The organism is Methylobacterium sp. WL120 (assembly GCF_008039465.1).
Taxonomy (GTDB): Bacteria; Pseudomonadota; Alphaproteobacteria; order Rhizobiales; family Beijerinckiaceae; genus Methylobacterium; species Methylobacterium cerastii.
On the sequence record NZ_VRUT01000076.1, the window covers coordinates 1 to 23457 of the forward strand.

Here is a 23457-nt window from a genome sequence, read left to right on the forward strand (position 1 = left end):
CCACCGGGGCCTGCGGCGGCGCCGGCTGGCGCTCGGGCGGGCGGGGGCGGGACATCGGCCGCGGGTTGTCGGAGCCGAGCTGCGGCGTGAACTTGATCAGCGGCTGGCAGATCCGCTTCAGCCCGCGCGGGTCGTGGCGGGCGAGGTCAACGTGGATGTGGTCGTAGTGGAACACGTTGGAGCCCGGCGCCAGCACGGTGGTGAAGCGCTGGCACGCACCGAGGAAGACCTCGCGCAGGAAACCCTGCTCGGCTTCGGTGCCGCGCCAACCGCCCTTGACGGTGATGACGTAGCCGTCGGCGAGCTTGAACGACATCACGTCGATCGCGTTGCCGAAGGAGTGCTCGGAGAGCTTGGCGCCGACTTGGTTGTTGCGCCCGCGGCAGGCGTAGGAGCCGGCGTTGATCTCGGCGACCGGCTGCCCGAAATACAGGGTCGCGGCCGGCTGGATGGTGTCGGCGAGCCAGGCCTCGGCCTCGGCCAGCGCCGGGCAGCCGAGCGTCATCTTCTGCTTCAGGATCACGGCGCCGCCGCCCAGCCGCGTGACCCGGAACGGCTGGGTCATGCCGCAGGGGCCGGGTCCGTCGATCTCCTTGGCCGGCACGACGAACTCGGTCGGCTCGACCAGCTTCTTGGCCAGGCACACCTGTTCCGCCTGGTCGCGCCAGGCGTCGCGGCGCTCAAACTTGTTGATCGCACAGCCGGTGAGCCCCGCGCCGAACAGCGCAAGGGCGGAGAACGCGAGTACGCTACGCCACATGGTGCGGAGAATGCTCACGATCGCGTAAATGCGGTGCTAACGCTGCCGCCGTCGCGACGCGGGCCTTCGCATGGTAGGGCCTGCAAATGGCGGTCGCGTTCGTGCCATCGCGCATGAAACCTGCACGGGCTTGCGCGCCGCTGTCGCCGGCGCCGCCCCCGAACCGATAAGTCCAAGTCGCTCAAGTCAAGGACGCGTGATGCTCTCGTTGGTCGACCTGCGCCGCCGCATCGAAGCCGGCACCCTCACGCCCGAGGGCGCGATCCGGCTGTCACAGGAGGCGATCCTCGCGCGCGATCCTGTGGTGCGCGCCACGGTGGTCACCGATCCCGCCCCCGCCGTCACCGATGCGGGACCGCTCGCCGGAATCGCGGTGGGCGTGAAGGACATCATCGACACCGCCGCGATGCCGACGCAGATGGGCTCGCCGATCTACGAGGGCTGGCAGCCGAAGACCGACGCCCCGATCGTGATGCGCCTGAAGGCCCTCGGCGCGGTGGTGCTGGCCAAGACCACGACCTCGCCCTTCGCCAGCGTCGACCCCACCGAGACCACGAATCCGCACGATCCCGGCCACACGCCCGGCGGCTCCTCGGCGGGCTCGGCCGCCGCGGTCGGGGCCGGGATGCTGCCGCTCGCGCTCGGCACGCAGACCGGCGGCTCGGTGATCCGCCCGGCAAGCTTCTGCGGCTGCGCCGCGATCAAGCCCTCGTTCCGGCTGCTGCCGACGGTCGGCGTCAAGACGTTCTCGTGGGCGCTCGACACGCTCGGCCTGTTCGGTGCCGGCGTCGGCGACGTCGCCCACGCGCTGGCGCTGATCGCCGCCCGCCCGGCAATCGACCTGGGCGGCACCCCGCCCGGCACGCCGCGGGTGACGGTCGTGACGCAGGACTTCGCCGAGGCTCCCGCGCCGGAGGCGCAAGGCGCGCTTGACCGGGCGCGGCAGGCCGCCGAGCGCGCGGGCGCGCTGGTGCGCGACTTCGCGCTGCCGCCGGAATTCACGGCCGCGTTCGAGTGCCACGGGACGATCCAGAATTTCGAGGCGCGCCAGGCGCTCGCCTGGGAATACGCCCACCACCGCGACGCCTTGAGCCCGCGGCTCGGGCCGCAGCTCGACGCCGCGCAGGGGCTGGACGCCGCCGCCTACGACGACGCGCGGCGCAAGGCGCACCGGGCGCGGCGCCTCCTCAAGACGCTGTTCTCGGACTTCGACGCGATCCTGACCTATTCCGCCCCCGGCTTCGCCCCGCGGACGCTGGCCTCAACCGGCGACGCCCGCTTCAACCGCCTATGGACGCTGATGGGCGTGCCCTGCGTGAACGTGCCGGTGCCGGGCGACGGCCTGCCGGTCGGCGTGCAGGTCATCGCGCGGTTCGGCGACGACGGGCGCGCGCTCGCCGTCGCCGCGATGATCGAGGGCGCCCTGGAACGCTAGCGCATTTTCCGTGATCTCTGGATCACTGAAAATGCTCTAACCTGCTGTGTGGTCGCATCTTCTTCACGCGAGCCGGCATCCACCTCGCTTGAAAATGCTTTAGCGCCTCAGACCGTGGCGTCCTCGCCGAGCGTGTCCTCGACGTAGAGCTGTTCCAGCAGCACCTTGATCACCGCCATCATCGGCAGGGCCAGCGCGATGCCCCACAGGCCGAAGATCACGCCGAGCACGAGCTGCCCGGCGAAGATCGTGGCCGGCGGGATGTCGAGGGCGCGCTTCTGGATGAACGGGGTGAGCCCGTAGCTCTCCAGGCACTGCACCGCCAGGTAGACGCCGAGCGCGCCGAGCAGCGCGTTCGTCCCCGAGGCGAGGCTCGCCAGCAGGATGATCACGCCGGCGAGCAGCGGCCCGACCGTCGGCACGAAGGCCAGCAGGCCCGCCTGCAGCCCGAGGATCAAGGAGCCGCCGATACCGAGGAAGCTGAGGCCGGCCCAGATGCAGACGAAGATCACCGCCATCGTGATCAGCTGGCCGAACAGCCAGTGCCGCAGGGTCTCTCCGGCGCCGTCGAGCACCTTGGCCCAGCGCCCGCGCTTCTTCGGCGGGATGAAGCGCAGCACCCCGTCGCGGTAGCTGCCCGGGTCGGCGGCGAAGGACAGGCCGAGGAACACGATCACCAGCACGTTGCCGAGCGCGCTGAACAACCCGACGAGCACCGTGGCCGCCGGACCGAGGACGTTGCCGGCATCCGAAAGCAGCGAACTTGGGCTCTTGATCGCACCGGAAGCGAGGCCGGCGAGCCCGCCGGGCTTCTTGTCGTCGTCCTTCGGCGCGGGCTTCTCGTCCTTACCGGGGCCGCTCTGGCCCGTGCCGTTCTGCCCCTTGTCGTCCGAGCCGCCGCCCGGTTCGAGCATCGGCAGGTCGATCCCGTAGGAGGACAGCCACTCGGTGACGGTGCCCGCCTGACCCTTGATGGTCTGGCCGAGGTCGCGACCCTGCTGCACCACCGTGGCGCCGCCGAAGCCGATCAGGCCGATGGCCGCGGCCGCCACCGCCAGGCTGGCGATCGTCAGCCTCAGGCCGCGGGGCAGGGGCAGGAGGTGGCCGAGGCCGCGGGTGAGCCCGTCGAGGAAGACCCCGAGCAGCACCCCGGCGAAGACCAGGAACAGGGTGCCCACCGACATCCAGGCCAGCGCCAGGAACGCCACGAACGACACCACGGCGATGCCGGATGCGGCGAGCGGCAGGGTTCCCCGCCACGGGCCCACGGGGCCGGCGAACGCTTCGGTCTTGGGCTCGGCCATGTCGTCTTTCGTAACTGATGCGAGGTCGGCGCTCACGAGCGCTTGTGCGGCGCCGCGGTCAACCCTCGGTCGTCGCGGCGTCACCGAGGATCGCGGCCCAGTGCGCGGCGGCCGCGTCGTCCGCTTCCGCCGCCTCGACCCAGCCGCCCTTCGTCCCGTCCACCAGGTGCTCGCGCTTCCAGAACGGGGCCCGCGTCTTCAGATAGTCCATCAGGAAGCTCGCCGCCTCGAAGGCCGCGACGCGGTGGCTCGACGCGGTGATCACCAGCACGATGCCGTCGCCCGGCGCCACGAGGCCGTAGCGGTGGATCACCCGGACCGCCTGCAGCGGCCAGCGCGCCTCGGCCGCCGCCGTCACTCGCCCGATCTCGGCCTCGGCCATGCCGGGATAATGCTCCAGCTCGAGCGCCTCGAGCCGTCCGCCCTCGTCGCGGCACAGCCCCGTGAAGGTGACGACCGCGCCGGCGCGACCGGCGAGCCGCCCGTTCAGCGCGGCGATCTCGGCGGCCACGTCGAACGGCGCGGCCTGGATCGCGACGGTGGGCAGGGGCGCGGGGCTTGGTGCGGCGGAGGGCGGAGGAGGGGGCGACATCGGGTTCTCGGCGCGGCGCAGCGGGGTGACGGTGACAGTGACGGTGGCGCGACGACGAAACACGCTTGCGCCTGACTCGGCCATCGCCTGCGCCTATATGGCATATCGGATCGCCGCCAGCAGGCGCGGGCCGATCGGCCCCGAAGGACGAAGACGTGACGCCCGAACTGATCCTTCCCTACGACGGCGTCCTGCCGGAATTCGCCAGCCGTCCGGTCTGGTGCGGGCGCGGCAGCACGGCAATCGGCGCCGTGCGCCTCGGCAGCCAGGCCTGGATCGGCGACGACGGCGTGATCCGCGCGGACGGGCAGCCGGTCACCCTCGGCGACCGGTTCTGGCTCGGGCACCGCTCCACCGTCCACATCGCCACCTTCACCCACGGCACCACCGTCGGCGACAGGGTCACGGTGGGGCGCAACAGCGTGGTGCACGCCTGCACGGTCGGCTCCGACGTGGTGATCGAGGACGACGTCGTGATCCTCGACGGGGCCAGCATCGGCGACGGCGCGGTGATCGAGGCCGGCGCGACGGTGTTTCCGCGGGCGCAGCTCGCCGGCGGCTTCGTCTACGCCGGCAGCCCGGCCAAGCCGCAGCGCCCGATCGACCGGGCCGAGATCGACGACCGCGCCGAGCGCCTGCGCGAGGCCGCGGGCGACCCGGTGCCCGTCGCCGCCGGCGATCCGCCGGAGGTGGAGGACACGGTCTACGTCGCCAGCACGGCCCGCGTCCGCGGCCGCGTCAGCCTCGGTGCCGGATCGAGCGTGCTGTTCTCCTGCGACCTCCACGCCGAGGTCGGGCCGATCCTCGTCGGCGCCGACACCAACATCCAGGACAACACCGTGATCCGCACCCGCGGGGAGGGCGTCGTCATCGGCCGCGACACCACCATCGGCCACAACGTCCGCATCGGCGACAGCCGCATCGGCGCCCGCTCTCTGATCGGCATCGGCGCCTCGGTCGCCCCCGGCACGGTCATCGCCGACGACGTCATGCTGGCGGCAGGGAGTACCACCGATCCCGGCCAGCTCCTCGAAGGCGGCTACCTCTGGGGCGGCCGCCCGGCCCGCATCCTCGCCCCGCTGGACGCCGAGAAGCGCGCGATGATGGTCCGGATCGTCGAGGGCTATTGCGAGCACGGACGGGAATACCGGAAGGCCGAAGCCGGCCGGGGGTAAGCGCGGGGCGCGCGCGAACCTCGCCGCGGCCACCGATTGACCGGCTTTGGTGCTGTTCGAGGTCCGCGCATCCCTTCGCCCCGCTTGCGGGGAGAGGGCTTTGACGACCTCGTCGTCGGCGAAGCGAGGCCGCAGCCGAGGGTGAGGGTGAGGGGGCTTCGACGGGGAAGCCTCATCCAGCACCTCCCCCTCACCGCCGCGTCGGCTCCGCCTCCGCTTCCTGCAGGCACGACGCGGTGCCTGCAGGCCTCTCCCCGCCCGCGGGGAGAGGAGGCGTTCGCTCGTTCGCCTAAACCTGCGCCCGCCCGCGAACGCCCTACCTCAATCCTCCAGCCCGATCAGCTGGAAGCTGGTGTGGAGGTCGTTCGACATCGGCACGTTGAGGCGCTCGCCGTTCGGCAGGCGCTTGAGGAACCAGCGCTCGTAGGTCCAGCGCAGCTCGCGGCTCTCGGCGAGGCGGCTGAAGGTGGCGGCGACCGCACCGGCCATCTCCGGGTCGTCCTTGCGGAACATGATGCCGTAGGGCTCGAACGACAGCTTGTCCGGCAGCACCGTGTACTTGGCGCCGTCGGTCCCATCGTTGGCGATCAGGCCGTAGAGCAGGATGTCGTCGGTGGCGAAGGCGTCGGCCCGGCCGTCCTTGACCATGGCGTAGGATTCGGCGTGGTCCTTTCCGGTCAGGATCTCGGCCTGCAGCTTGAGCTTGGCCAGGATGTCGCGCACGGCGCGCTCGTTGGTGGTGCCGGCCGTGACGACGACCTTCTTGCCGCCCAGCTCGCGATAGGACGTGATCGCCGAGGCCCGCGGCACCAGGAGCTTCGTCGCGCTGATGAACGTCACCGGCGAGAACGCGGCCGTGCGGCGGCGTTCGGCGTTGGCGGTGGTCGAGCCGCATTCGAGGTCGACCCTGCCCTCGGACACCGCCGCGAACCGCGTCTCGGAGGTCACCGGCTCGTAGCGGACCTTCAGGTCGGTGCGCCCGGTCTCGCGGCCGATCTCGTCGACGATCTCGCCGCAGAGGTCGATCGCGTAGCCGATCGGGCGCGGGCTGCCGTCGGCCCGCTTGCCCTCGACGAAGGAGAACGGGACCGAGCTGATGCGGTAGCCGATTACCACCTCGCCCTTGGCGGCGATGGTCTTGAGCGAGCCGGTGAGCACGTCGACCGCCCCCGCGGGCCCGGGCGTCGCCACGGACCCGACCGCTATCAGCCCCGCCGCCAACGCCGCGATCACCTTGCCTGACGCCATCGCGATACTCCTGGATACGGCAGGCAAAGCCCGGTCGGGACGGAGGCCTACTCGGCGGCGGCCACGGCGCCGACGTGGTCGAGCCGCTGGTCGCTCGTGGTCAGCTGGCCCTCCCATTTCGCGACGGCGACGGTGGCGATGCTGTTGCCGAGGACGTTGGTCGCCGAGCGGCCCATGTCGAGGAACTGGTCGATGCCGATGATCAGCAGCAGCCCGGCCTCCGGGATGTTGAACTGCGTCAGCGTCGCCGAGATCACGACGAGCGAGGCGCGCGGCACGCCGGCCATGCCCTTCGATGTCACCATCAGCAGGAACAGCATCGTGAGCTGCTGCCCCCAGGTGAGCGGGATGTTGTACGCCTGCGCGATGAACATCACCGCGAAGGTGCAGTACATCATCGAGCCGTCGAGGTTGAACGAGTAGCCCATCGGCAGCACGAACGAGGTGATGCGGTTGGGTACGCCGAACTGCTCGAGGTTCGTGAGCATCTTCGGGTACGCCGCCTCGCTCGATGCGGTCGAGAAGGCGAGCACGAACGGCTCCTTGATCAGGTTGAACAGCCGTTTGATCCCGGCTCCCCCGAGCATCAGGAAGCCGACGCCCATCAGCAGGCCCCAGAGCACGCCGAGGCCGATGTAGAACTCGACCAGGAACTTGCCGTAGGTGACGAGCACGCCGATGCCCTGCGTGGTGATCGTCGCCGCGATCGCCGCGAACACCGCGACGGGCGCGAACAGCATCACGTAGCCGGTGACCTTGAGCATCACGTCGGCCACGCCCTCGATGCCCTTGGCCAGGAAGTGGCCCTTCTCGCCGAGCGCCGCGAGCGCCACGCCGAAGAAGATCGAGAACACGACGATCTGCAGGATCTCGTTGTTGGCCATCGCCTCGACCGCGCTCTTGGGCACGAGGTGGGTGACGAACTCCTTCAGCGACAGCGAGGCGGCCTTCAGGCCGGTGCCGGCGCCGACGTCGGGCAGCGGCAGGTTCAGGTTGTGGCCGGGCTGCATGATGTTGACGAGGACAAGGCCGAGCATCAGCGAGCAGAACGAGGCGCCGACGAACCACAGCAGCGCCTTGCCGCCGACGCGACCGACCGAGGCCGTATCCCCGAGATGCGCGATGCCGACGACGAGCGTCGAGAACACCAGCGGCGCGATGATCATCTTGATCAGCCGCAGGAAGATGTCGCTGATCAGCGCGATGTAGCCGGCGATCTCCTTGGAGGTCTGCGGATCGGGCCAGGTGATGCTACAGAGATAGCCGACCGCGATGCCCAGTAGCATGCCCACGAAGATCATGGTCGTCAGCCGCGAACCTGTCATCGGGAACTCCTGGGCGAATGCGAGCCGGCGCGAGACTGTCCGTTAAGAGAATGTGAAGCAGGAAGCGCGCCATGCGCAAGCGGCTGCGCAGCTTTAATCCCGTCGTTTCAGACCTTTTGTTTTTTGCCGGGATCGGATGATCCGGCGTGGCATTCTCGTTGCGCCGCGGGCTATGCTTGGCCGCGGTCCCGCTGAAACTGCGGTCGCCGCGCCTTGTGGCCTCCGAGCCACAGGTGCGGTACGGGACTTGCCATGAATACGGGACTTGCCATGAATGCGGGACTTGCCCTCAAGGCACGGCGCGCAGACGGAGAGACGGGCACACGATGGATGTCTTCGTACAGCAGTTGATCAACGGGCTGACGCTCGGGTCGATCTACGGCCTGATCGCGATCGGATACACGATGGTGTTCGGCATCATCGGCATGGTCAACTTCGCCCACGGCGACGTCTTCATGGTCTCAAGCTTCATCGCCTTGATCGGCTTCCTGATCCTCACCACCTGGCTCGGCGTCTCGTCGATCGCGCTGGCCTTCCTGATCGTGCTCGTGGTCTCGATGGTGCTCACCGCGCTCTGGGGCTGGGCGATCGAGCGGGTGGCCTATCGTCCCCTGCGCGGCTCCTTCCGGCTGGCGCCGCTGATCTCGGCGATCGGCGTCTCGATCTTCCTCTCGAACTTCGTCCAGGTGGCGCAGGGCGCGCGCAACAAGCCGCTTCCGCCGATGCTGTCGGGCGGGATCACCCTGTTCGAGACCGACGGCTTCCAGGTGTTCCTGTCCTACAAGCAGTGCCTGATCATGGCGGTGACCGCGGTGCTGCTCACCGGCTTCTGGTACCTCGTCCAGCGCACGCCTTTCGGCCGGGCGCAGCGCGCCTGCGAGCAGGACCGCAAGATGGCCGCGCTGCTCGGCATCGACGTCGATCGCACGATCTCGCTCACCTTCGTGCTCGGCGCCGCGCTCGCCGCCGTCGCCGGCGTCCTGTACCTGATGTATTACGGTGTGGTCTCGTTCTCGGACGGCTTCGTGCCGGGGGTGAAAGCGTTCACCGCGGCGGTTCTGGGCGGCATCGGCTCGCTGCCGGGCGCGGTGCTCGGCGGACTGATCATCGGCCTGATCGAGACGTTCTGGTCGGCCTACTTCTCGATCGAGTACAAGGACGTCGCCGCCTTCTCGATCCTCGCCGTGGTGCTCATCTTCATGCCGTCGGGGATCCTCGGCCGCGCCGAGGTCGAGAAGGTCTGATGGCCGCCGCCACACGCGGGGCCGTCGGCCTCCCCGGCATCCTCAAGGACGCCGCCTTCTACGCGCTCGGCACCTTCGCGCTGTGCGTGCCGTTGGTCGCCTTCCGGACCGATGCCGGCCCAACCGGCGGCCTCGAGCTGACGCCGCGCTGGGGGCTCGTCCTCGCGCTCTGCGCCGCGATCTTCCTGGCCCGCCTCGCGCAGCGCCTGATCCTGATGCGCCGCGACGCCCGCCGGGCGCTCACCCCGGCGCGTTCGCAGGCAACGGAGGCGGTCGGCGCCACCCCGAATGCCGGGCAGCGCGTCTCGATGCTGGCGCTGTGGCTGTTCATCGGCGTCGCGCTGACGCTCCCCGTCGTCGCGGCGCTCGCCAGCGGCAGCCTCGGGGAGGGGCGCTACTGGATCGACCTCGGCATCCTGATCCTCACCTACGTGATGCTCGGCTGGGGCCTCAACATCGTCGTCGGCCTCGCGGGCCTGCTCGACCTCGGCTACGTCGCGTTCTACGCGGTCGGCGCTTATTCCTACGCACTCCTGTCCACGACCTTCGGCCTGTCGTTCTGGGTCTGCCTTCCGCTCGCCGGCCTGTTCGCCGCCCTGTGGGGCATGCTGCTCGGCTTTCCCGTGCTGCGGTTGCGCGGCGACTACCTCGCCATCGTCACGCTGGCCTTCGGCGAGATCATCCGCCTCGTGCTGATCAACTGGGTCGACGTCACCGGCGGCGGCGCCGGCATCTCGTCGATCCCGCGCGCGACCTTCTTCGGCATCCCCTTCACCGCGGGCGAGGACGGGTTCGCGGCCCGCTTCGGGCTGACCTTCGACTCGATGCACCGGGTCGTGTTCCTGTACTACCTGATCCTGGCGCTCGCCCTGATCACCAACGTCGTGACGCTGCGGCTGCGGCGGCTGCCGATCGGCCGCGCCTGGGAGGCGTTGCGCGAGGACGAGATCGCCTGCCGCTCGCTCGGCATCAACACCACCACGACGAAGCTCACGGCCTTCGCCCTCGGGGCGGCCTTCGGCGGGTTCGCCGGCTCGTTCTTTGCCGTGCGACAGGGCTTCATCAGCCCCGAGAGCTTCAACTTCCTCGAGAGCGCGATCATCCTGGCGATCGTGGTGCTCGGCGGCATGGGCAGCCAGGTCGGCGTCGCGATCGCGGCGGTGGCCATGGTCGGCGGCCCCGAGATGCTGCGCAACCTCGGGTTCCTGAAGGCCGTGTTCGGCCAGGGCTTCGATCCGAACGAGTACCGCCTGCTGCTGTTCGGCCTCGCCATGGTGGCGATGATGGTCTGGCGCCCGCGCGGGCTGATCTCGGAGCGAACGCCCTCGGTGGCGCTCGGCGAGCGCCGCGCGATCTCGGGCGCCCACGTCAGCGAGGGCCACGGTTGATGACACGGCCTTCCCCCGACGCCGAGGCGGTGCTCACCGTCGACCACCTCACCATGCGCTTCGGCGGGCTCGTCGCCGTCGGCGACCTGTCCTTCGAAGCGCGTCGCGGCGACATCACCGCGCTGATCGGCCCGAACGGCGCCGGCAAGACCACGGTCTTCAACTGCATCACCGGCTTCTACAAGCCGACCGAGGGCATGCTGACGCTGGCCCACGCCGACGGATCGAAGCACCTGCTCGAACGCCTGCCGAACCATGCCGTCAACCGGATCGGCCGGGTGGCGCGCACCTTCCAGAACATCCGCCTGTTCCAGGGCATGACGGTGCTGGAGAACCTTCTCGTCGCCCAGCACGCTCCGCTGATGCGGGCGTCCGGCATGACCGTGCTCGGGCTCCTCGGCCTCCCGGTCTACCGCCGGGCGGAGGCCGCGGCGATCGAGCGGGCCAAGGACTGGCTCGGCCGCATCGACCTGATCGACCGGGCCGACGACCCGGCCGGCGACCTGCCCTACGGCGCCCAGCGCCGCCTGGAGATCGCCCGGGCGATGTGCACCGAGCCGGTCCTGCTCTGCCTCGACGAGCCCGCCGCCGGCCTGAACCCGCGCGAATCGGGCGAGCTCAACGCGCTGCTGCGCCACATTCGCGACGCGCACGACACCTCGGTGCTGCTGATCGAGCACGACATGTCGGTGGTGATGGAGATCTCCGACCACGTCGTGGTGCTCGATTACGGCGTGAAGATCGCCGACGGCACGCCCGGCGAAGTCCGCGCCGACCCGCGGGTGATCGCGGCCTATCTCGGCGTCGAGGACGAGGAGGTCGAGGCCGTCGAGGCCGAGGTCGGCCTCACCGTGACCCATCTGGAGGTCGAGGCTTGAGCGTCGCCGGCATCAACGTCCTCGTCGAGGAGACCCGGGCGCTCGCCGCCGAGAAGGCCGGGGTCCGCAAGACCCTGCTCTCGGTGCGCGGGGTCTCGACCTATTACGGCAGCGTCGCGGCTCTGCGCGGCGTCGACCTCGACGTCACCGAGGGCGAGATCGTCACGCTGATCGGCGCCAACGGCGCCGGCAAGTCGACCCTGATGATGACGATCTTCGGGGCGCCGCAGGCCCGCGAGGGCACGATCACCTACGACGGGCGCGACATCACCCGCCTGCCGACCCACGAGATCGCCCGCCTGGCGATCGCGCAGTCGCCGGAGGGCCGGCGGGTCTTCCCGCGCATGAGCGTGCACGAGAACCTGCAGATGGGTGCCGCGCTCCACAACGGACAGTACTTCGCGCAGGATCTGGAGCGCGTCTGCGCCCTGTTCCCGCGGCTGAAGGAACGCCTGACCCAGCGCGCCGGCACCATGTCGGGCGGCGAGCAGCAGATGCTGGCCATCGCCCGCGCCCTGATGAGCCGCCCGCGCCTGCTGCTGCTCGACGAGCCCTCGCTCGGGCTCGCGCCCCTGGTGGTGAAGGGCATCTTCGACGCGGTGCGCGACCTCAACCGGCGCGACGGCATGACGATCTTCCTCGTCGAGCAGAACGCCTACCATGCGCTCAAGCTGGCGCATCGCGGCTACGTGCTGGTCAACGGCCGCATCACCATGAGCGGCACCGGGCGGGCGCTGCTCGCCGACCCCGCGATCAAGGCCGCCTACCTCGAAGGCGGGCACGGCGCCCCGGTGGAGGCCTGACGCGATGCAGGGTGTGATCTACGAGGAAGAATCGATCGCGCTGTTCCTCCTCGTCACCGTGGCGATGGGCGGCTGGGCCGGGTGGATGGCCGCCCGGGGCCTCGCCAAGGCGTGGCGGCCGCTCTGGCAGATCGTGCCGGCGCTCCTCGCGGTGGCGGCGGCGGTGCGCTTCATCCACTTCGCGCTATTCGGTGGGACGCTTCTGTCACTGCACTACTATGCGGTCGACGCCGTCGTCGTCATGATCGTCGGGCTGGCGGGCTACCGCTGGACCCGGACGCGGCAGATGACGACCCAGTATCGCTGGCTCTACGAGCGGACCTCGCCCCTGACCTGGCGGAGCCGTGCGCCGGCGGCCGGCGAACCTTGATCGCGACCGCGGCGAGGCGCGTGCCGAGCGCACGATTCTTGCCCTTCGCCCGCGGTCCGAATTCAGATCACAACCAAGGGGATTTGCGATGAGAGCGATACTTCTGGCCGGCCTCGGTCTCGGTGCCATGCTCGCGGCGGCGCAAGGCGCCGAGATCAAGCTCGGCATCGCCGCGCCGATCACCGGCAACAGCGCGGCGATCGGGACGCAGCTCAAGAACGGCGCGACCCAGGCGGTCGAGGACCTGAACAAGTCCGGCGCGGTGAAGGGCACCACCTTCTCGGTCCTCGTCGGCGACGACGCGTCCGACCCCAAGCAGGGCGTCTCGGTCGCCAACAAGTTCGCCTCGGACGGCGTGAAGATGGTCGTCGGCGACTACAATTCCGGCGTGTCGATCCCGGCCTCCGACGTCTACCAGGACGCCGGCATCATCCAGGTGACCCCGGCCTCGACGGCGGTGAAGTTCACCGAGCGCGGCCTCTGGAACGTGTTCCGCACCTGCGGACGCGACGACCAGCAGGGCGCGGTGGCGGGCGCGTACCTCGCCACGAACTTCAAGGGCAAGAAGATCGCCTTCGTCCACGACAAGACCCCCTACGGCAAGGGCTTGGCCGACGAGACCCTGAAGGCGCTGAAGGCCAACGGCGGCAAGGACGCGATCTACGAGGGCATCAACCCGGGCGAGAAGGACTATTCGGCCCTCGTCTCGAAGCTGAAGTCCAACAAGATCGACGTGGTGTACTTCGGCGGCTACTACACCGAAGCCGGTTTGATCCTGCGCCAGATGAGCGACCAGGGCTTGAAGGCGCCGCTGATGGGCGGCGACGGCCTCGTCGACAAGGAGTTGGTGGCGATCGCCGGCCCGGCGGCGGAAGGCACCCTGACCACGTTCCCGCCGGACGCGCGCAAGAACCCCAACGCCAAGGACGCGCTCGCCGGCTTCAAGGCCAAGGGCATCGATCCCGAGGGCTACACCCTCTACTCCTACGCCGCGGTCCAGGTGCTGGCCAAGGCGATGCAGGAGACCGGCTCGACCGACGGCAAGAAGCTGGCGGAGTGGCTGCACATGGGCAAGCCGGTCGACACCGTCGTCGGCCCGATCGCCTACGACAAGAAGGGCGACATCACGAAGCCCGACTACGTCATGTACCAGTGGAAGAAGAACGCGGCCGGCAACATCGACTACGCCGGCAACGAAGTCACCAAGTAGCGCTCGTCGCTCCGAAGACCGAGCCGTCCCGTGCCCTGCGGGGCGGCTCGTTCGTCTGCGTTCCGCGAGACAGATTGGCGGCTTTCCAGGCATAATCCCCGCCGAGCCGCGAAATCCCGGTGCGTCCGTCCGGGAATCGTGCACATTGCATCCCGCATGGGCGAAACCGCCCGGCTCCGACGTTCGGATCGACAACCGGGTGGACCCTGTGAACGCCGACGCGCCACGGCCTCGATCCGTGCGGGCAGACCGCACCCGGCCGGAGACGGTCCGGTTCCGGGTCATGGGTGCGTTTACTGCTTCGGTTCCGATGCGCGGCGCAATTGTCCCCAGCCCATCGGCCAAGCTCGCTTCGCCGAGCCTCGTTCCGGCACCATCATTGCAGAGGCCCGGCAAGCGCCGGTCGCCCTCTGTGCGTCCGCCACACGCCGCACTGTCCGTGCGGCTCGTCACGGGAGTTTCGTCTTGACGCAATCCAACCTCGACCGCCGCGGGATCGTCGCCGGCCTTGCACTCGGCGCGGCGCTGTTCGCTGCCGGCGCCCAGGCCCAGGAGCTGACCGGCACGCTGAAGAAGGTGAAGGAGACCAACGCCCTCACCATCGGCTACCGCGATTCCTCGGTGCCGTTCTCCTACCTCGACGGCGACCAGAAGCCGGTCGGCTACGCGATGGACATCTGCCTGAAGATCGCCGAGGCGGTGAAGAAGGAGCTCAAGCTTCCGGGCATGGAGGTGAAGCTCAACCCGGTCACCTCCGCGACCCGCATCCCGCTGATCGCCAACGGCACGATCGACCTCGAGTGCGGCTCGACCACGAACAACGCCGACCGCCAGAAGCAGGCTTCGTTCACCAACACCCACTTCCTGACGGCGACCCGCTACGTCTCGAAGAAGGACGCCAAGCTGCACACGATCGACGACCTCAAGGGCAAGACCGTGGTCTCGACCTCGGGCACGACGAACATCAAGCAGATCAACGAGGCCAACACGGCCAAGAGCATGGGCCTGACCATCCTGCCCGCCAAGGACCACGCCGAGGCGTTCCTGATGGTCGAGACCGGCCGCGCCGTCGCCTTCGTGATGGACGACGTGCTGCTCGCCTCGCTGATGGCCGGCTCGAAGACCCCCGACGCCTACGAGATCTCGACGGAAGCCCTGTCGAAGCCCGAGCCCTACGGCATCATGCTGCGCAAGGACGACGCGCCGTTCAAGGCCGTGGCCGACGCCGCGACCAAGGCGCTGTACGAGAGCCCCGAGGGCAAGGCGCTCTACACCAAGTGGTTCGAGAAGCCGATCCCGCCGCGCAACATCAACCTGAAGCTCCCGATGAGCGACGCGATGGTGAAGCAGTTCAAGAGCCCGAGCGACAGCGCCGACCCGGCCGCCTACTGAGCCGGGCCGAGCGGATCCCGGGGGGGCGCCCTTCGGGATCCGCGACGCGGATCGATCGAACGAGAAACGGTGAAGCGCGGGCGATGAACTACAACTGGAACTGGGGCATCTTCTTCGAACCATCCCCCGAAGGCACCGGCACCTATGCCGACATGCTGCTCTCGGGCCTGGTCTGGACGATCGCGACTGCGCTCTCATCCTGGGTCATCGCCTTCTTCCTCGGATCGCTCGTGGGCGTGATGCGCACGCTGCCGTCGAAGGCCGCGAACGCGGTCGGCACGGCCTATGTCGAGCTGTTCCGCAACATCCCGCTCCTGGTGCAGATGTTCCTCTGGTACTTCGTGCTGCCGGAGGTGCTGCCGCAATCCTGGGGCAACGCCCTCAAGCAGCTGCCGAACGCGCCGTTCTACACCGGCGTCGTCTGCCTCGGGTTCTTCACCGCCTCGCGCGTCGCCGAGCAGGTGCGCGCCGGCATCCAGTCGCTGCCGCGGGGCCAGGGCCTCGCCGGCACGGCGATGGGCTTCACGGTCTACCAGACCTATCGCTACGTGCTGCTGCCGAACGCCTACCGGGTCATCCTGCCGCCGATGACCTCGGAGTTTTTGAACAACCTCAAGAACACCTCCGTCGCGCTGACGATCGGGCTGCTCGAGCTCACCGCCCGGGCGCGCTCGATGCAGGAATTCTCGTTCCAGGTGTTCGAGGCCTTCACGGCCGCCACGATCCTCTACGTCCTCATCAACCTCTTCGTCATCGTGCTCGCGTCCCTCCTGGAACGCAGCGTGGCGGTTCCCGGGCAGCGCTGATGTTCTCGAACTTCGATTTCGGCGTCGTCTTCGGATCGCTGCCCTACCTGTTCGGGACGGGCATGGTGTTCACCGTGACCCTGACGGCGCTCGCCGCCGGCATGGGCGTGGTGCTTGGCACCCTGCTCGCCATGGCGCGGCTTTCGGGCGTGCCCGGTCTCAAGCACGTGGCTAAGGTCTACGTCGAGCTGATGCGTTCGCTGCCGCTCGTGCTGGTGATCTTCTGGTTCTACTTCCTGGTGCCGTATATCGGCGCCTACCTCACCGGCGCCTCGCGGCCGATCCAGGTCGGCGCGTTCTCGTCGGCGCTGATCACCTTCACGCTGTTCGAGGCGGCCTACTTCTCCGAGATCATGCGCGCCGGCATCCAGTCGATCCCCAAGGGGCAGACCGGGGCGGCCTACGCGCTTGGCATGACCTATGCCCAGACGATGATCACCGTCGTGCTGCCGCAGGCCTTCCGCAACATGCTGCCGCTGCTGCTGACGCAGACGATCGTGCTCTTCCAGGACACCTCGCTGGTCTACGTGCTGTCGCTGACCGACTTCCTCGGCGCCGCCTCGAAGGTGGCCCAGCGCGACGGGCGCCTCGTCGAGATGTACCTGTTCGCGGCGGTCGTCTACTTCGCCGTCTGCTTCTCGGCCTCGTTCCTGGTGCGCCGGCTCCAGCGCCGCGTCGCCATCATCCGCTGATCGCCGTTTCACGTGATCGCCGTTTCCAAGTGATCGCTGTTTCCAAGTGATCGCTGTTTCCAAGTGATCGCTGTTTGAAGGACCGCGCCATGACCTCGACGCCGATGCCGGCCCCGACCGCCACGACGCCCGTCGCCCCCGGTTCGGTCGCGCCATCCGACTCCGGCCTGCAGTCCGGACCGCTGACGAGCCCGCCGCCGCGCATCGCCACCGGCACGCCGATGATCGCCATCGACAACGTCAGCAAGTGGTACGGCGACTTCCAGGTGCTCACGAACTGCACCACCCAGGTCGCCAAGGGCGAGGTCGTCGTTGTCTGCGGACCGTCGGGCTCCGGCAAGTCGACCCTGATCAAGTGCGTCAACGCCCTGGAGCCGATCCAGAAGGGCCAGATCACGGTCAACGACACCAAGGTCGTCGACAAGGCCACCGACCTGCCGAAGCTCCGCTCGCGGGTCGGCATGGTGTTCCAGCACTTCGAGCTGTTCCCGCACCTCTCGATCACCGAGAATCTCACGGTCGCCCAGCGCAAGGTGCTGAAGCGGCCGGCCGAGGAGGCGAAGAAGAAGGGCATGGACCTGCTCGCCCGCGTCGGGCTGTCGGCCCACGCCGACAAGTATCCCGGCCAGCTTTCCGGCGGCCAGCAGCAGCGCGTGGCGATCGCCCGGGCGCTCGCCATGAACCCGGTGGTGATGCTGTTCGACGAGCCGACCTCGGCGCTCGACCCGGAAATGGTCGGCGAGGTGCTCGACGTGATGGTCGAACTCGCCAAGGAGGGCATGACGATGATGGTCGTGACCCACGAGATGGGCTTCGCCCGCAAGGTCGCCGACCGGGTGATCTTCATGGATCGCGGCGAGATCGTCGAGGACGCCCGGAAGGAGGACTTCTTCGGCCAGCCCCGCAGCGAGCGCGCGCAGCAGTTCCTGTCGAAGATCCTGCAGCACTGACCGTTTGGTTCGGCGAGCCCGGCGCGACATCCACGCACCGGGCTTGGAGGCTCAGCGCTCGATCTGCACCGGGCCGTCCATGCCCGGCCAGTCCGAGTATCCGTTGGCGCCGCCGCCGTACCAGTAGGGTTTGGGCGCCTCCGCGAGCGGCGCGCCCGAGGCCAGCCGCGCGACGAGGTCGGGGTTGGCGATGTAGGGCCGGCCGAAGCTGAACAGGTCGGCGTGGCCTTCGGCCAGCTCCTTCTCGGCCAGATCCAGGGTGTACTGGTTGTTGCCGACATAGGCGCCCGAGAAGCGCTTGCGCAGGTCGAGGAAGTCGACGCCGTCCGGCACGTCGCGCGTCTGCTGCGTCACGCCCTCGATCGTGTGGATGTAGAGCAGGCCGAAACCGGACAGCGCGTCGACATAGGCGCCGAAGGTGGCATGCGGGTCGCTGTCCAACGGCGTCTTACCGGGCTCGGTGGTCGCGGGCGACAGGCGGATGCCGACGCGGTTTCCCCCACCCCATACCTCGGTGACGGCCTTCACCACGGCCAGCGGGAAGCGCAACCGGTTCTCGATGGAGCCGCCGTATTGGTCGGTGCGCGTGTTGGTGGAATCGCGGACGAACTGTTCCAGCAGGTAGTTGTTCGCCGAGTGGATCTCGACGCCGTCGAAGCCGGCGCGCTTGGCGTTTTCCGCCGCGCGGCGATAATCCTCGACGATCCCGGGGATCTCGTCCGTCTCGAGGGCGCGCGGCGTCACGTGCGCCTTCATGCCATCCTCGGTGAAGGCGGTGCCCTCTGGCTTGATCGCGGACGCCGAGACCGGCAAGCCGCCGTCCGGCTGAAGGTCTGGGTGCGAGATCCGGCCGGTATGCCAGAGCTGCAGGAAGATGCGCCCGTCGTTGGCATGCACCGTCGCGACGATCCTGCGCCAAGCCTCGACCTGCGCGTCGGACCAGATGCCCGGGGTGTAGGCGTAGCCCACGGCCTGCGGCGAGATGTTCGTCGCCTCCGAGATGATCAGCCCGGCGTTGGCGCGCTGGCCGTAATAGTCGGCCGCGAAGTCCGGCGGCACCCCGGCGACGGAGGACCGGCTCCGCGTCAGCGGCGCCATGACGACCCGGTTCTTCAGCGTGAGGTCGCCGAGGGTGAAGGGCTGCAGCACGGGGCTGTCGGAGCGGGACATGCGAATCCTTGGCGGGGAGGGTCGAGCGGCGCCATCACCAACGCCGGCGCCTCGATGCCGGAACAACGTTCCGCCCGCCGCGGAGTTCGCCGCAGCGCACCAGCCCCTGGGCGGCTACTTCCCCGTCCAGTCGTGCCCCGCCACCAGCGCCTCCACCGGCTTCTGCCAGGTCGAGGGCTGGTCGTCGGAGCCGGAGCCGAGGGCGCATTGCACCATGACGCTGTCGCTCCAGCGGCCGTACTTGTAGCCGACCGCCGGCAGGTGGCCGACGCGGACGAATCCGCAAGCCTCGTGCAGGCGCAGCGACGCCGCGTTCTCCGAATCGATGTAGCCGATCATCTGCCGGTAGCCGCCCGCGGCGCAGGCCTCGATCAGCGCCGGCAGCAGGCGCCGGCCGATGCCGGCATGCAGATGCTCGGGATGCACGTAGATCGAGTGCTTCAGGGTGTAGCGGTAGGCCGGCCGCTTCCGGAACGGCACCGCGTAGGCGTAGCCTGCGACCTGCCCGTTCCGGTCGGCGACGAGGTGCGGCAGGCGCTTCTTGCGCATGGTCTTGCGCCGCCGCCGCAGGTCGTCCGGTAGCAGCCGGTCCTCCTCGAAGTCGCCGACGTCGCCGACGCCGCGGCGGATGTGGTGCTCGTAGATCGCCACCATCGCCGCGAGGTCGCCATCCGATGAGGGGCGGATGACGATGTCGGCGCAGGGCGCGGCCGGCTCTGGCGTCGCGAGGGCGCCCGGCGCCGCGGCGTCCTCCATCAGCGCGCCTCGCGCATGACGTAGGTGTGGAAGCGGATCTGCCCGTCCGGCTCGACCTGCCGGTAGACGCCCTGGATCTCGGCCTCGAAGCCTGGGAACAGGTTGGCGGAGCGCTCGAACATCTTGAAGTAGTCCAGCATCGGCTTGGCCCGCTCATCGATCCGCTCGCCGGGCAGCACCGTGCCGATCCCGGGCGGGTAGACCAGAAGCAAGGTCGTCGCCACACGGCCCTCGGCCTCGGCGATCGGCACGAAGTCGACGTTGTTTCGCGTCAACATCTGGGCCGCGGCCTTGGGCGCCATCACCATCTCGGGCAGGTGCTGCGGCTGGAACTGCTTGCGCTGCAGCGCCGAGGTGCCGTGCTCGCGGTGGAAGGCGTGGAAGTCGGCGCAGAGGTCGCGCAGGCGGATGCCCCGGTAGCGGTTCGGCCGCCGCCGCACGAACTCGGGCATCGCGTCCTCCAGCAGAACGTTGTCGTCGTGCAGGCGCTTGAAGGCGACGAGGCCCGAGATCAGCGTGCCGGCCTTCGACGATTCGACGCCGGGCGTCAGCAGGAAGAGCAGCGAGTTGAGGTCGTTCTTCTCGGCGACGATCCGGTTCTCGCGCAGGTACTGCGCGACGATCGGCGCCGGCACGCCGTGGGCGGCGTATTCCCCAGTCGCCCGGTCGAAGCCCGGCGTCAGCACCGTGAGCTTGTTCGGGTCGGTCATGGCGTAGCCGGGCGAGGTCTCGGGCCCGACATGGGTGAAGCCGTGCCAGCGCGCCCCGGGACGCAGCTCCCAATGCTTCGGGTCCGAGGCGAGCACGTCCGTCGTCAGGCTCTCCCACGGCACGTCGACGCCGTCGGGGCCGGGCGTCACGTCGGGGACGAAGGGGTCGAAGAACCAGCGCCGGCTCGGATCGCCCTCCTTCTCCTCGAACTCGCGGCGGATGGCGCGGACCTTCTTGCGCCACTCGATCCCCAGGCGGATCGTGTCGTCCCACAGGATCATGCCGGACCGGCCCTTCATCATCTGCGCGCCGACGTCGAGCGAGGCGAAGATCGGGTAGAACGGCGAGGTCGAGGCGTGGACGAGGAAGCTCTCGTTGAGGCGGCGATGCTCGACGCGCCGGGTCTGGCCGCGGATGTGGCCGTCCTTGGTGTGGATCTGCGAGGCCTGGCTGAAGCTTGCGAGCTGCTTGTGGGTCGATTGCGTGGCGATGATGCCGGGGGAGGTCTCGTCCAGCCCCTTCAGCCCCATGGCGAACCGGCCGACGAAGAGCGGGTGGAACTTCATGAAGCCGGCCCAGGCCTCGTCGAACAGGATGTAGTCGCACAGGTGGCCGATCTTCTCGACGACGCCCTGCGCGTCAAGGATCGTGCCGTCGTAGGTGCACTGCTCGATCACCGCGACGCGGAACGGGCGCTCGCGGCGCCAGGCCTCCTTGTCCTCCACCAGCGGGTTGCGGCGGATTTTTTCGCGAATGGCCTGCTCGTCCAAGGCCTCGTGATAGATCGGGCCGATCAGGCCGTAGGCGTTGCGGTCGGTCTCGAGGAAGATCGGGATGCCGCCGGCGAGCATCAGCGCGCCGTGGTGGGCCGCCTTGTGGTTGTTGCGGTCGAACAGCACGAGGTCGCCCTCGGCCACCAGCGAGCCGAGCACCACCTTGTTCGAGGCCGAGGTGCCGTTGAGGACGAAGTAGGTCTTCTCCGCCCCGAAGATCTGGGCGGCCTCCTTCTGCGCCCTCAGCGCCGGACCCTCGTGGGTCAGCAGGTCGCCGAGGTCGAGGACCGAGTTGTCCAAGTCGTCGCGGAAGATCGCCTCGCCGAGATGCTCGACGAAGATCCGCCCGATCGGCGAGCGGTTGTAGAAGATGCCGCCGTTGTGGCCCGGGCAGGTCCAGAGCTGGTTGCCCTTCTCGGCGTAGTCGACGAGCGCGCCGAAGAACGGCGTCTTCAGGGTCTCGGCATACTGCGTCACGCGGGAGACGAGGCCGCGGGCGATGAACTCCGGCGTCTCCTCGGCGAGGAAGATGTAGCCGTCGATGAAGTCGAGCAACTCGACCGGGATGTCTTCCAGGCGCTTGCGGCGCACGAGGATGACGATCGGCATCTCCAGGCCGCGCCGGCGCATCATGTCGATCAGCGACGCCGCCTTGCCGTCGAGGCCGCGCTTGCCCCAGTCGACGACCATGCAGCCGATCGCGGCGTCGGTCTGGACGGCGATCGCCGCGTCCTCGACGCGACGCGCGCGGATCACCTCGAAGCCGCGGCCCTCGACCGCCGTGACGATCTGCGCGACGCGGACGCCTTCGAGGTCGTCCGGATCGAAGGCCGGCGCGCACATCAGCACGGTGAATCGGCGGTGGAAGTCCATGGCGTGCCTCTGGCGTAGCGGGTCGGCGCCTGCCTGCGACGCCGTCGTGACGGTTGGATGACGGTCGCGCCGAATGGCGCGGGACCCGGCGGGCGCGGGCGGCCGACATCTGGTTCGCCCGGGTAATACGATCGCGTCGCCAAGGCCATGACGACGATGCCGCCGGGCGCCCGGCCGACATCGGATTCGGCGTCGCCTCCCGCGGGACTTCCCCGTTGCGGTTCGCCTCGCTTTCGCCCCAGCGGATGCCGACAAGACATGCGCTTAACGGATCCTTCACCTCAGCGCCGCGAGCGTCCGACCCGCATGAAGCCGAATCTCGCGATCCTTCGTCCTGCCCTCGCCGCCGCGCTGCTGGCGCTCGCGACCCTGCCCGCCGCGGCCCATCCGCACGTCTGGGTGACGGCGAAGGCCGAGATCGCCTACGCCGACGGCAAGGTCGTCGCCGTGCGCAACGTCTGGACGTTCGACGCCGCCTACACGGCCTTCGTCACGCAGGGGCTGGACGCGAACAAGGACGGCAAGCTCACGCCGGACGAGTTGCAGACCCTCGCCACCGAGAACACCGGCAACCTCGCCGAATTCGGCTACTTCACCAAGCTGAAGGTCGGCGGCAAGGAACAAGCCTTCGCCGACCCGGTCGAGCCGCGGATGGCGATGGAGGGCGACAGCCTCACCCTGAGCTTCCGCCTGCCGCTGAAGACGCCGCCGTCGCAGGGGCGCGGCGTGCTGGCGCTCGAAGTCTACGACCCGACCTACTTCGTCTTCTTCGGCCTGTCGGAGGCGCCCGACGCGGCGACGCTCGTCGGCGCGCCCGCCGGCTGCGCCGCCACGGTGACGCGGCCCAAGACGCCCGAGCCGAAGACGGCGGAGGCCGGATCGCCGGGCATGAGCGAGGCGTTCTTCGAGGCGCTGACGGCGGCCTCGGGCTACGGCGTGCAGTTCGCGAACCGGGTGCTGGTCGCGTGTCCGTAGGCGCCGCGCTCATTGCTCCGCCGGCCCGGCGCCTGCCGCTGCGGCTTTCGCTGGTCGCCGCCGCGATCGGCGTCGCGGCCCTGGTCCTCGCGCTTCTGGTCTGGCTCGTGGCGCCCGGCCTCGCGACGCCACCGCCGCGGTCGCCGTTCGGGATCGGCTTCCGCGAGGCTGCGCCTTCGGCGACCGGGCTCGGCGGCTGGCTCCTGGCGATCCAATCGAGCTTTTCGCGGAGCCTCCAGGCCGCGCTCGCCGCGATCAAGGGCGGCGGCGACTTGACGCCGCTGGTCACCCTCGGCTTCGCCTACGGCGTCTTCCACGCCGCCGGCCCGGGGCACGGCAAGGCCGTCATCGCCGGCTACCTGTTCGCCGGCGAGCGGGCGCTGCGCCGCGGCTTCGGCTTGAGCTTCGCCGCCGCGGTTCTGCAGGCTTTGGTCGCGATCGCGATCGTCGGCACCGGCCGCCTCGTCCTCGGCGCCACCGCCGCCGGCATGACGCGGGCCGGCAACGCGATCGAAATCGCGAGCTTCGCCCTCGTCGCCGCGATCGGCCTCGCGGTGACCTGGCGCAAGGCCGGGCGGCTCGCCGACCTCGGCGCGCCCGGCGGCTGCGGCCCGGATTGCGGCCATG

The 23457-nt window shown here is 69.3% G+C and carries 21 protein-coding genes and 1 pseudogene; 14 read left to right on the top strand and 8 right to left on the bottom strand.

The features are described 5' to 3' along the window. The coding region (locus FV229_RS15160) for an extensin family protein (RefSeq protein WP_147752793.1) at positions 1–760 on the bottom strand (760 nt) is incomplete at its 3' end. Between the two features lie 199 nt (positions 761–959). Between FV229_RS15160 and FV229_RS15165 the strand changes: the two genes are divergently transcribed. Continuing rightward, the gene (locus FV229_RS15165) at positions 960–2195 is read left to right on the top strand and encodes an amidase (protein ID WP_147752776.1); all 1236 of its coding nucleotides are present in this window, start codon (positions 960–962) and stop codon (positions 2193–2195) included. A gap of 107 nt (positions 2196–2302) precedes the next feature. Here FV229_RS15165 and FV229_RS15170 read toward each other — a convergent pair whose 3' ends face one another. Together FV229_RS15170 and FV229_RS15175 are read right to left on the bottom strand one after the other, a co-directional pair. After that, positions 2303–3499: an AI-2E family transporter gene (locus tag FV229_RS15170; protein WP_147752777.1), complete on the bottom strand. Its 1197-nt coding sequence runs from the start codon at positions 3497–3499 to the stop codon at positions 2303–2305. A 58-nt stretch (positions 3500–3557) separates the two neighbouring features. Further along, complete coding sequence (locus tag FV229_RS15175; protein ID WP_147752794.1) at positions 3558–4091, bottom strand: molybdenum cofactor biosynthesis protein MoaE; 534 nt, start codon at positions 4089–4091, stop codon at positions 3558–3560. Positions 4092–4246: 155 nt separating this feature from the next. On the opposite strand from FV229_RS15175, the gene FV229_RS15180 reads away from it, so the two are divergent. Next, entirely contained in the window at positions 4247–5266 is a 1020-nt protein-coding gene (locus tag FV229_RS15180) for a gamma carbonic anhydrase family protein (protein ID WP_147752778.1), read from the top strand. Positions 5267–5587: 321 nt separating this feature from the next. Here the strand turns inward: FV229_RS15180 and FV229_RS15190 are convergent, their stop codons facing one another. After that, positions 5588–6514 (bottom strand): amino acid ABC transporter substrate-binding protein, encoded by a 927-nt coding sequence (locus tag FV229_RS15190; RefSeq protein WP_147752779.1) that lies wholly within the window; start codon positions 6512–6514, stop codon positions 5588–5590. Between the two features lie 47 nt (positions 6515–6561). After that, on the bottom strand, positions 6562–7839 hold the full coding sequence (locus FV229_RS15195; protein WP_147752780.1) for a dicarboxylate/amino acid:cation symporter: 1278 nt from the start codon (positions 7837–7839) through the stop codon (positions 6562–6564). A 326-nt stretch (positions 7840–8165) separates the two neighbouring features. Here FV229_RS15195 and FV229_RS15200 point away from each other — a divergent pair, with 326 nt between their 5' ends. The 10 genes from FV229_RS15200 to FV229_RS15245 all read left to right on the top strand — a co-directional run bounded on the left by FV229_RS15200 (position 8166) and on the right by FV229_RS15245 (position 17572). Continuing rightward, positions 8166–9083, top strand: coding sequence for a branched-chain amino acid ABC transporter permease LivH (locus FV229_RS15200; RefSeq protein ID WP_147752781.1), 918 nt, complete (start codon positions 8166–8168; stop codon positions 9081–9083). Then, positions 9083–10471: a high-affinity branched-chain amino acid ABC transporter permease LivM gene (livM, locus tag FV229_RS15205; protein ID WP_147752782.1), complete on the top strand. Its 1389-nt coding sequence runs from the start codon at positions 9083–9085 to the stop codon at positions 10469–10471. Before FV229_RS15200 ends, livM begins: the two co-directional genes overlap by 1 nt. Continuing rightward, positions 10471–11349: an ABC transporter ATP-binding protein gene (locus FV229_RS15210; protein WP_147752783.1), complete on the top strand. Its 879-nt coding sequence runs from the start codon at positions 10471–10473 to the stop codon at positions 11347–11349. Before livM ends, FV229_RS15210 begins: the two co-directional genes overlap by 1 nt. Further along, a complete protein-coding gene (locus tag FV229_RS15215) occupies positions 11346–12152 on the top strand; it encodes an ABC transporter ATP-binding protein (protein ID WP_147752784.1) in 807 nt (268 codons plus the stop codon). Before FV229_RS15210 ends, FV229_RS15215 begins: the two co-directional genes overlap by 4 nt. A gap of 4 nt (positions 12153–12156) precedes the next feature. After that, on the top strand, positions 12157–12522 hold the full coding sequence (locus tag FV229_RS15220; protein ID WP_147752785.1) for a DUF6867 family protein: 366 nt from the start codon (positions 12157–12159) through the stop codon (positions 12520–12522). A gap of 88 nt (positions 12523–12610) precedes the next feature. Then, on the top strand, positions 12611–13732 hold the full coding sequence (locus FV229_RS15225) for a branched-chain amino acid ABC transporter substrate-binding protein (protein ID WP_147752786.1): 1122 nt from the start codon (positions 12611–12613) through the stop codon (positions 13730–13732). A 495-nt stretch (positions 13733–14227) separates the two neighbouring features. After that, positions 14228–15124 carry an amino acid ABC transporter substrate-binding protein gene (locus FV229_RS15230; protein WP_147752795.1) on the top strand — a complete coding sequence of 299 codons (897 nt, stop codon included), beginning with the start codon at positions 14228–14230 and terminating at the stop codon, positions 15122–15124. 83 nt (positions 15125–15207) lie between these two features. Further along, a complete protein-coding gene (locus FV229_RS15235) occupies positions 15208–15930 on the top strand; it encodes an amino acid ABC transporter permease (protein ID WP_147752787.1) in 723 nt (240 codons plus the stop codon). Next, complete coding sequence (locus tag FV229_RS15240) at positions 15930–16622, top strand: ABC transporter permease subunit (RefSeq protein ID WP_147752788.1); 693 nt, start codon at positions 15930–15932, stop codon at positions 16620–16622. Before FV229_RS15235 ends, FV229_RS15240 begins: the two co-directional genes overlap by 1 nt. A 221-nt stretch (positions 16623–16843) precedes the next feature. After that, positions 16844–17572 carry an amino acid ABC transporter ATP-binding protein gene (locus tag FV229_RS15245; RefSeq protein WP_147752796.1) on the top strand — a complete coding sequence of 243 codons (729 nt, stop codon included), beginning with the start codon at positions 16844–16846 and terminating at the stop codon, positions 17570–17572. A gap of 51 nt (positions 17573–17623) precedes the next feature. On the opposite strand, the gene FV229_RS15250 is transcribed toward FV229_RS15245, so the two are convergent. The 3 genes from FV229_RS15250 to FV229_RS15260 form a co-directional block, all read right to left on the bottom strand. After that, positions 17624–18742, bottom strand: coding sequence for an alkene reductase (locus FV229_RS15250; RefSeq protein WP_147752789.1), 1119 nt, complete (start codon positions 18740–18742; stop codon positions 17624–17626). A gap of 114 nt (positions 18743–18856) precedes the next feature. Beyond that, positions 18857–19498, bottom strand: coding sequence for a GNAT family N-acetyltransferase (locus tag FV229_RS15255; RefSeq protein WP_147752790.1), 642 nt, complete (start codon positions 19496–19498; stop codon positions 18857–18859). Further along, complete coding sequence (locus FV229_RS15260) at positions 19498–21855, bottom strand: Orn/Lys/Arg decarboxylase N-terminal domain-containing protein (protein ID WP_147752791.1); 2358 nt, start codon at positions 21853–21855, stop codon at positions 19498–19500. Before FV229_RS15260 ends, FV229_RS15255 begins: the two co-directional genes overlap by 1 nt. 306 nt (positions 21856–22161) lie before the next feature. Between FV229_RS15260 and FV229_RS15265 the strand changes: the two genes are divergently transcribed. After that, the gene (locus tag FV229_RS15265) at positions 22162–22830 is read left to right on the top strand and encodes a DUF1007 family protein (protein WP_147752792.1); all 669 of its coding nucleotides are present in this window, start codon (positions 22162–22164) and stop codon (positions 22828–22830) included. After that, positions 22821–23457: pseudogene (locus FV229_RS15270) on the top strand (nickel transporter); the annotation flags it as partial. The gene FV229_RS15265 and the pseudogene FV229_RS15270, both read left to right, overlap by 10 nt.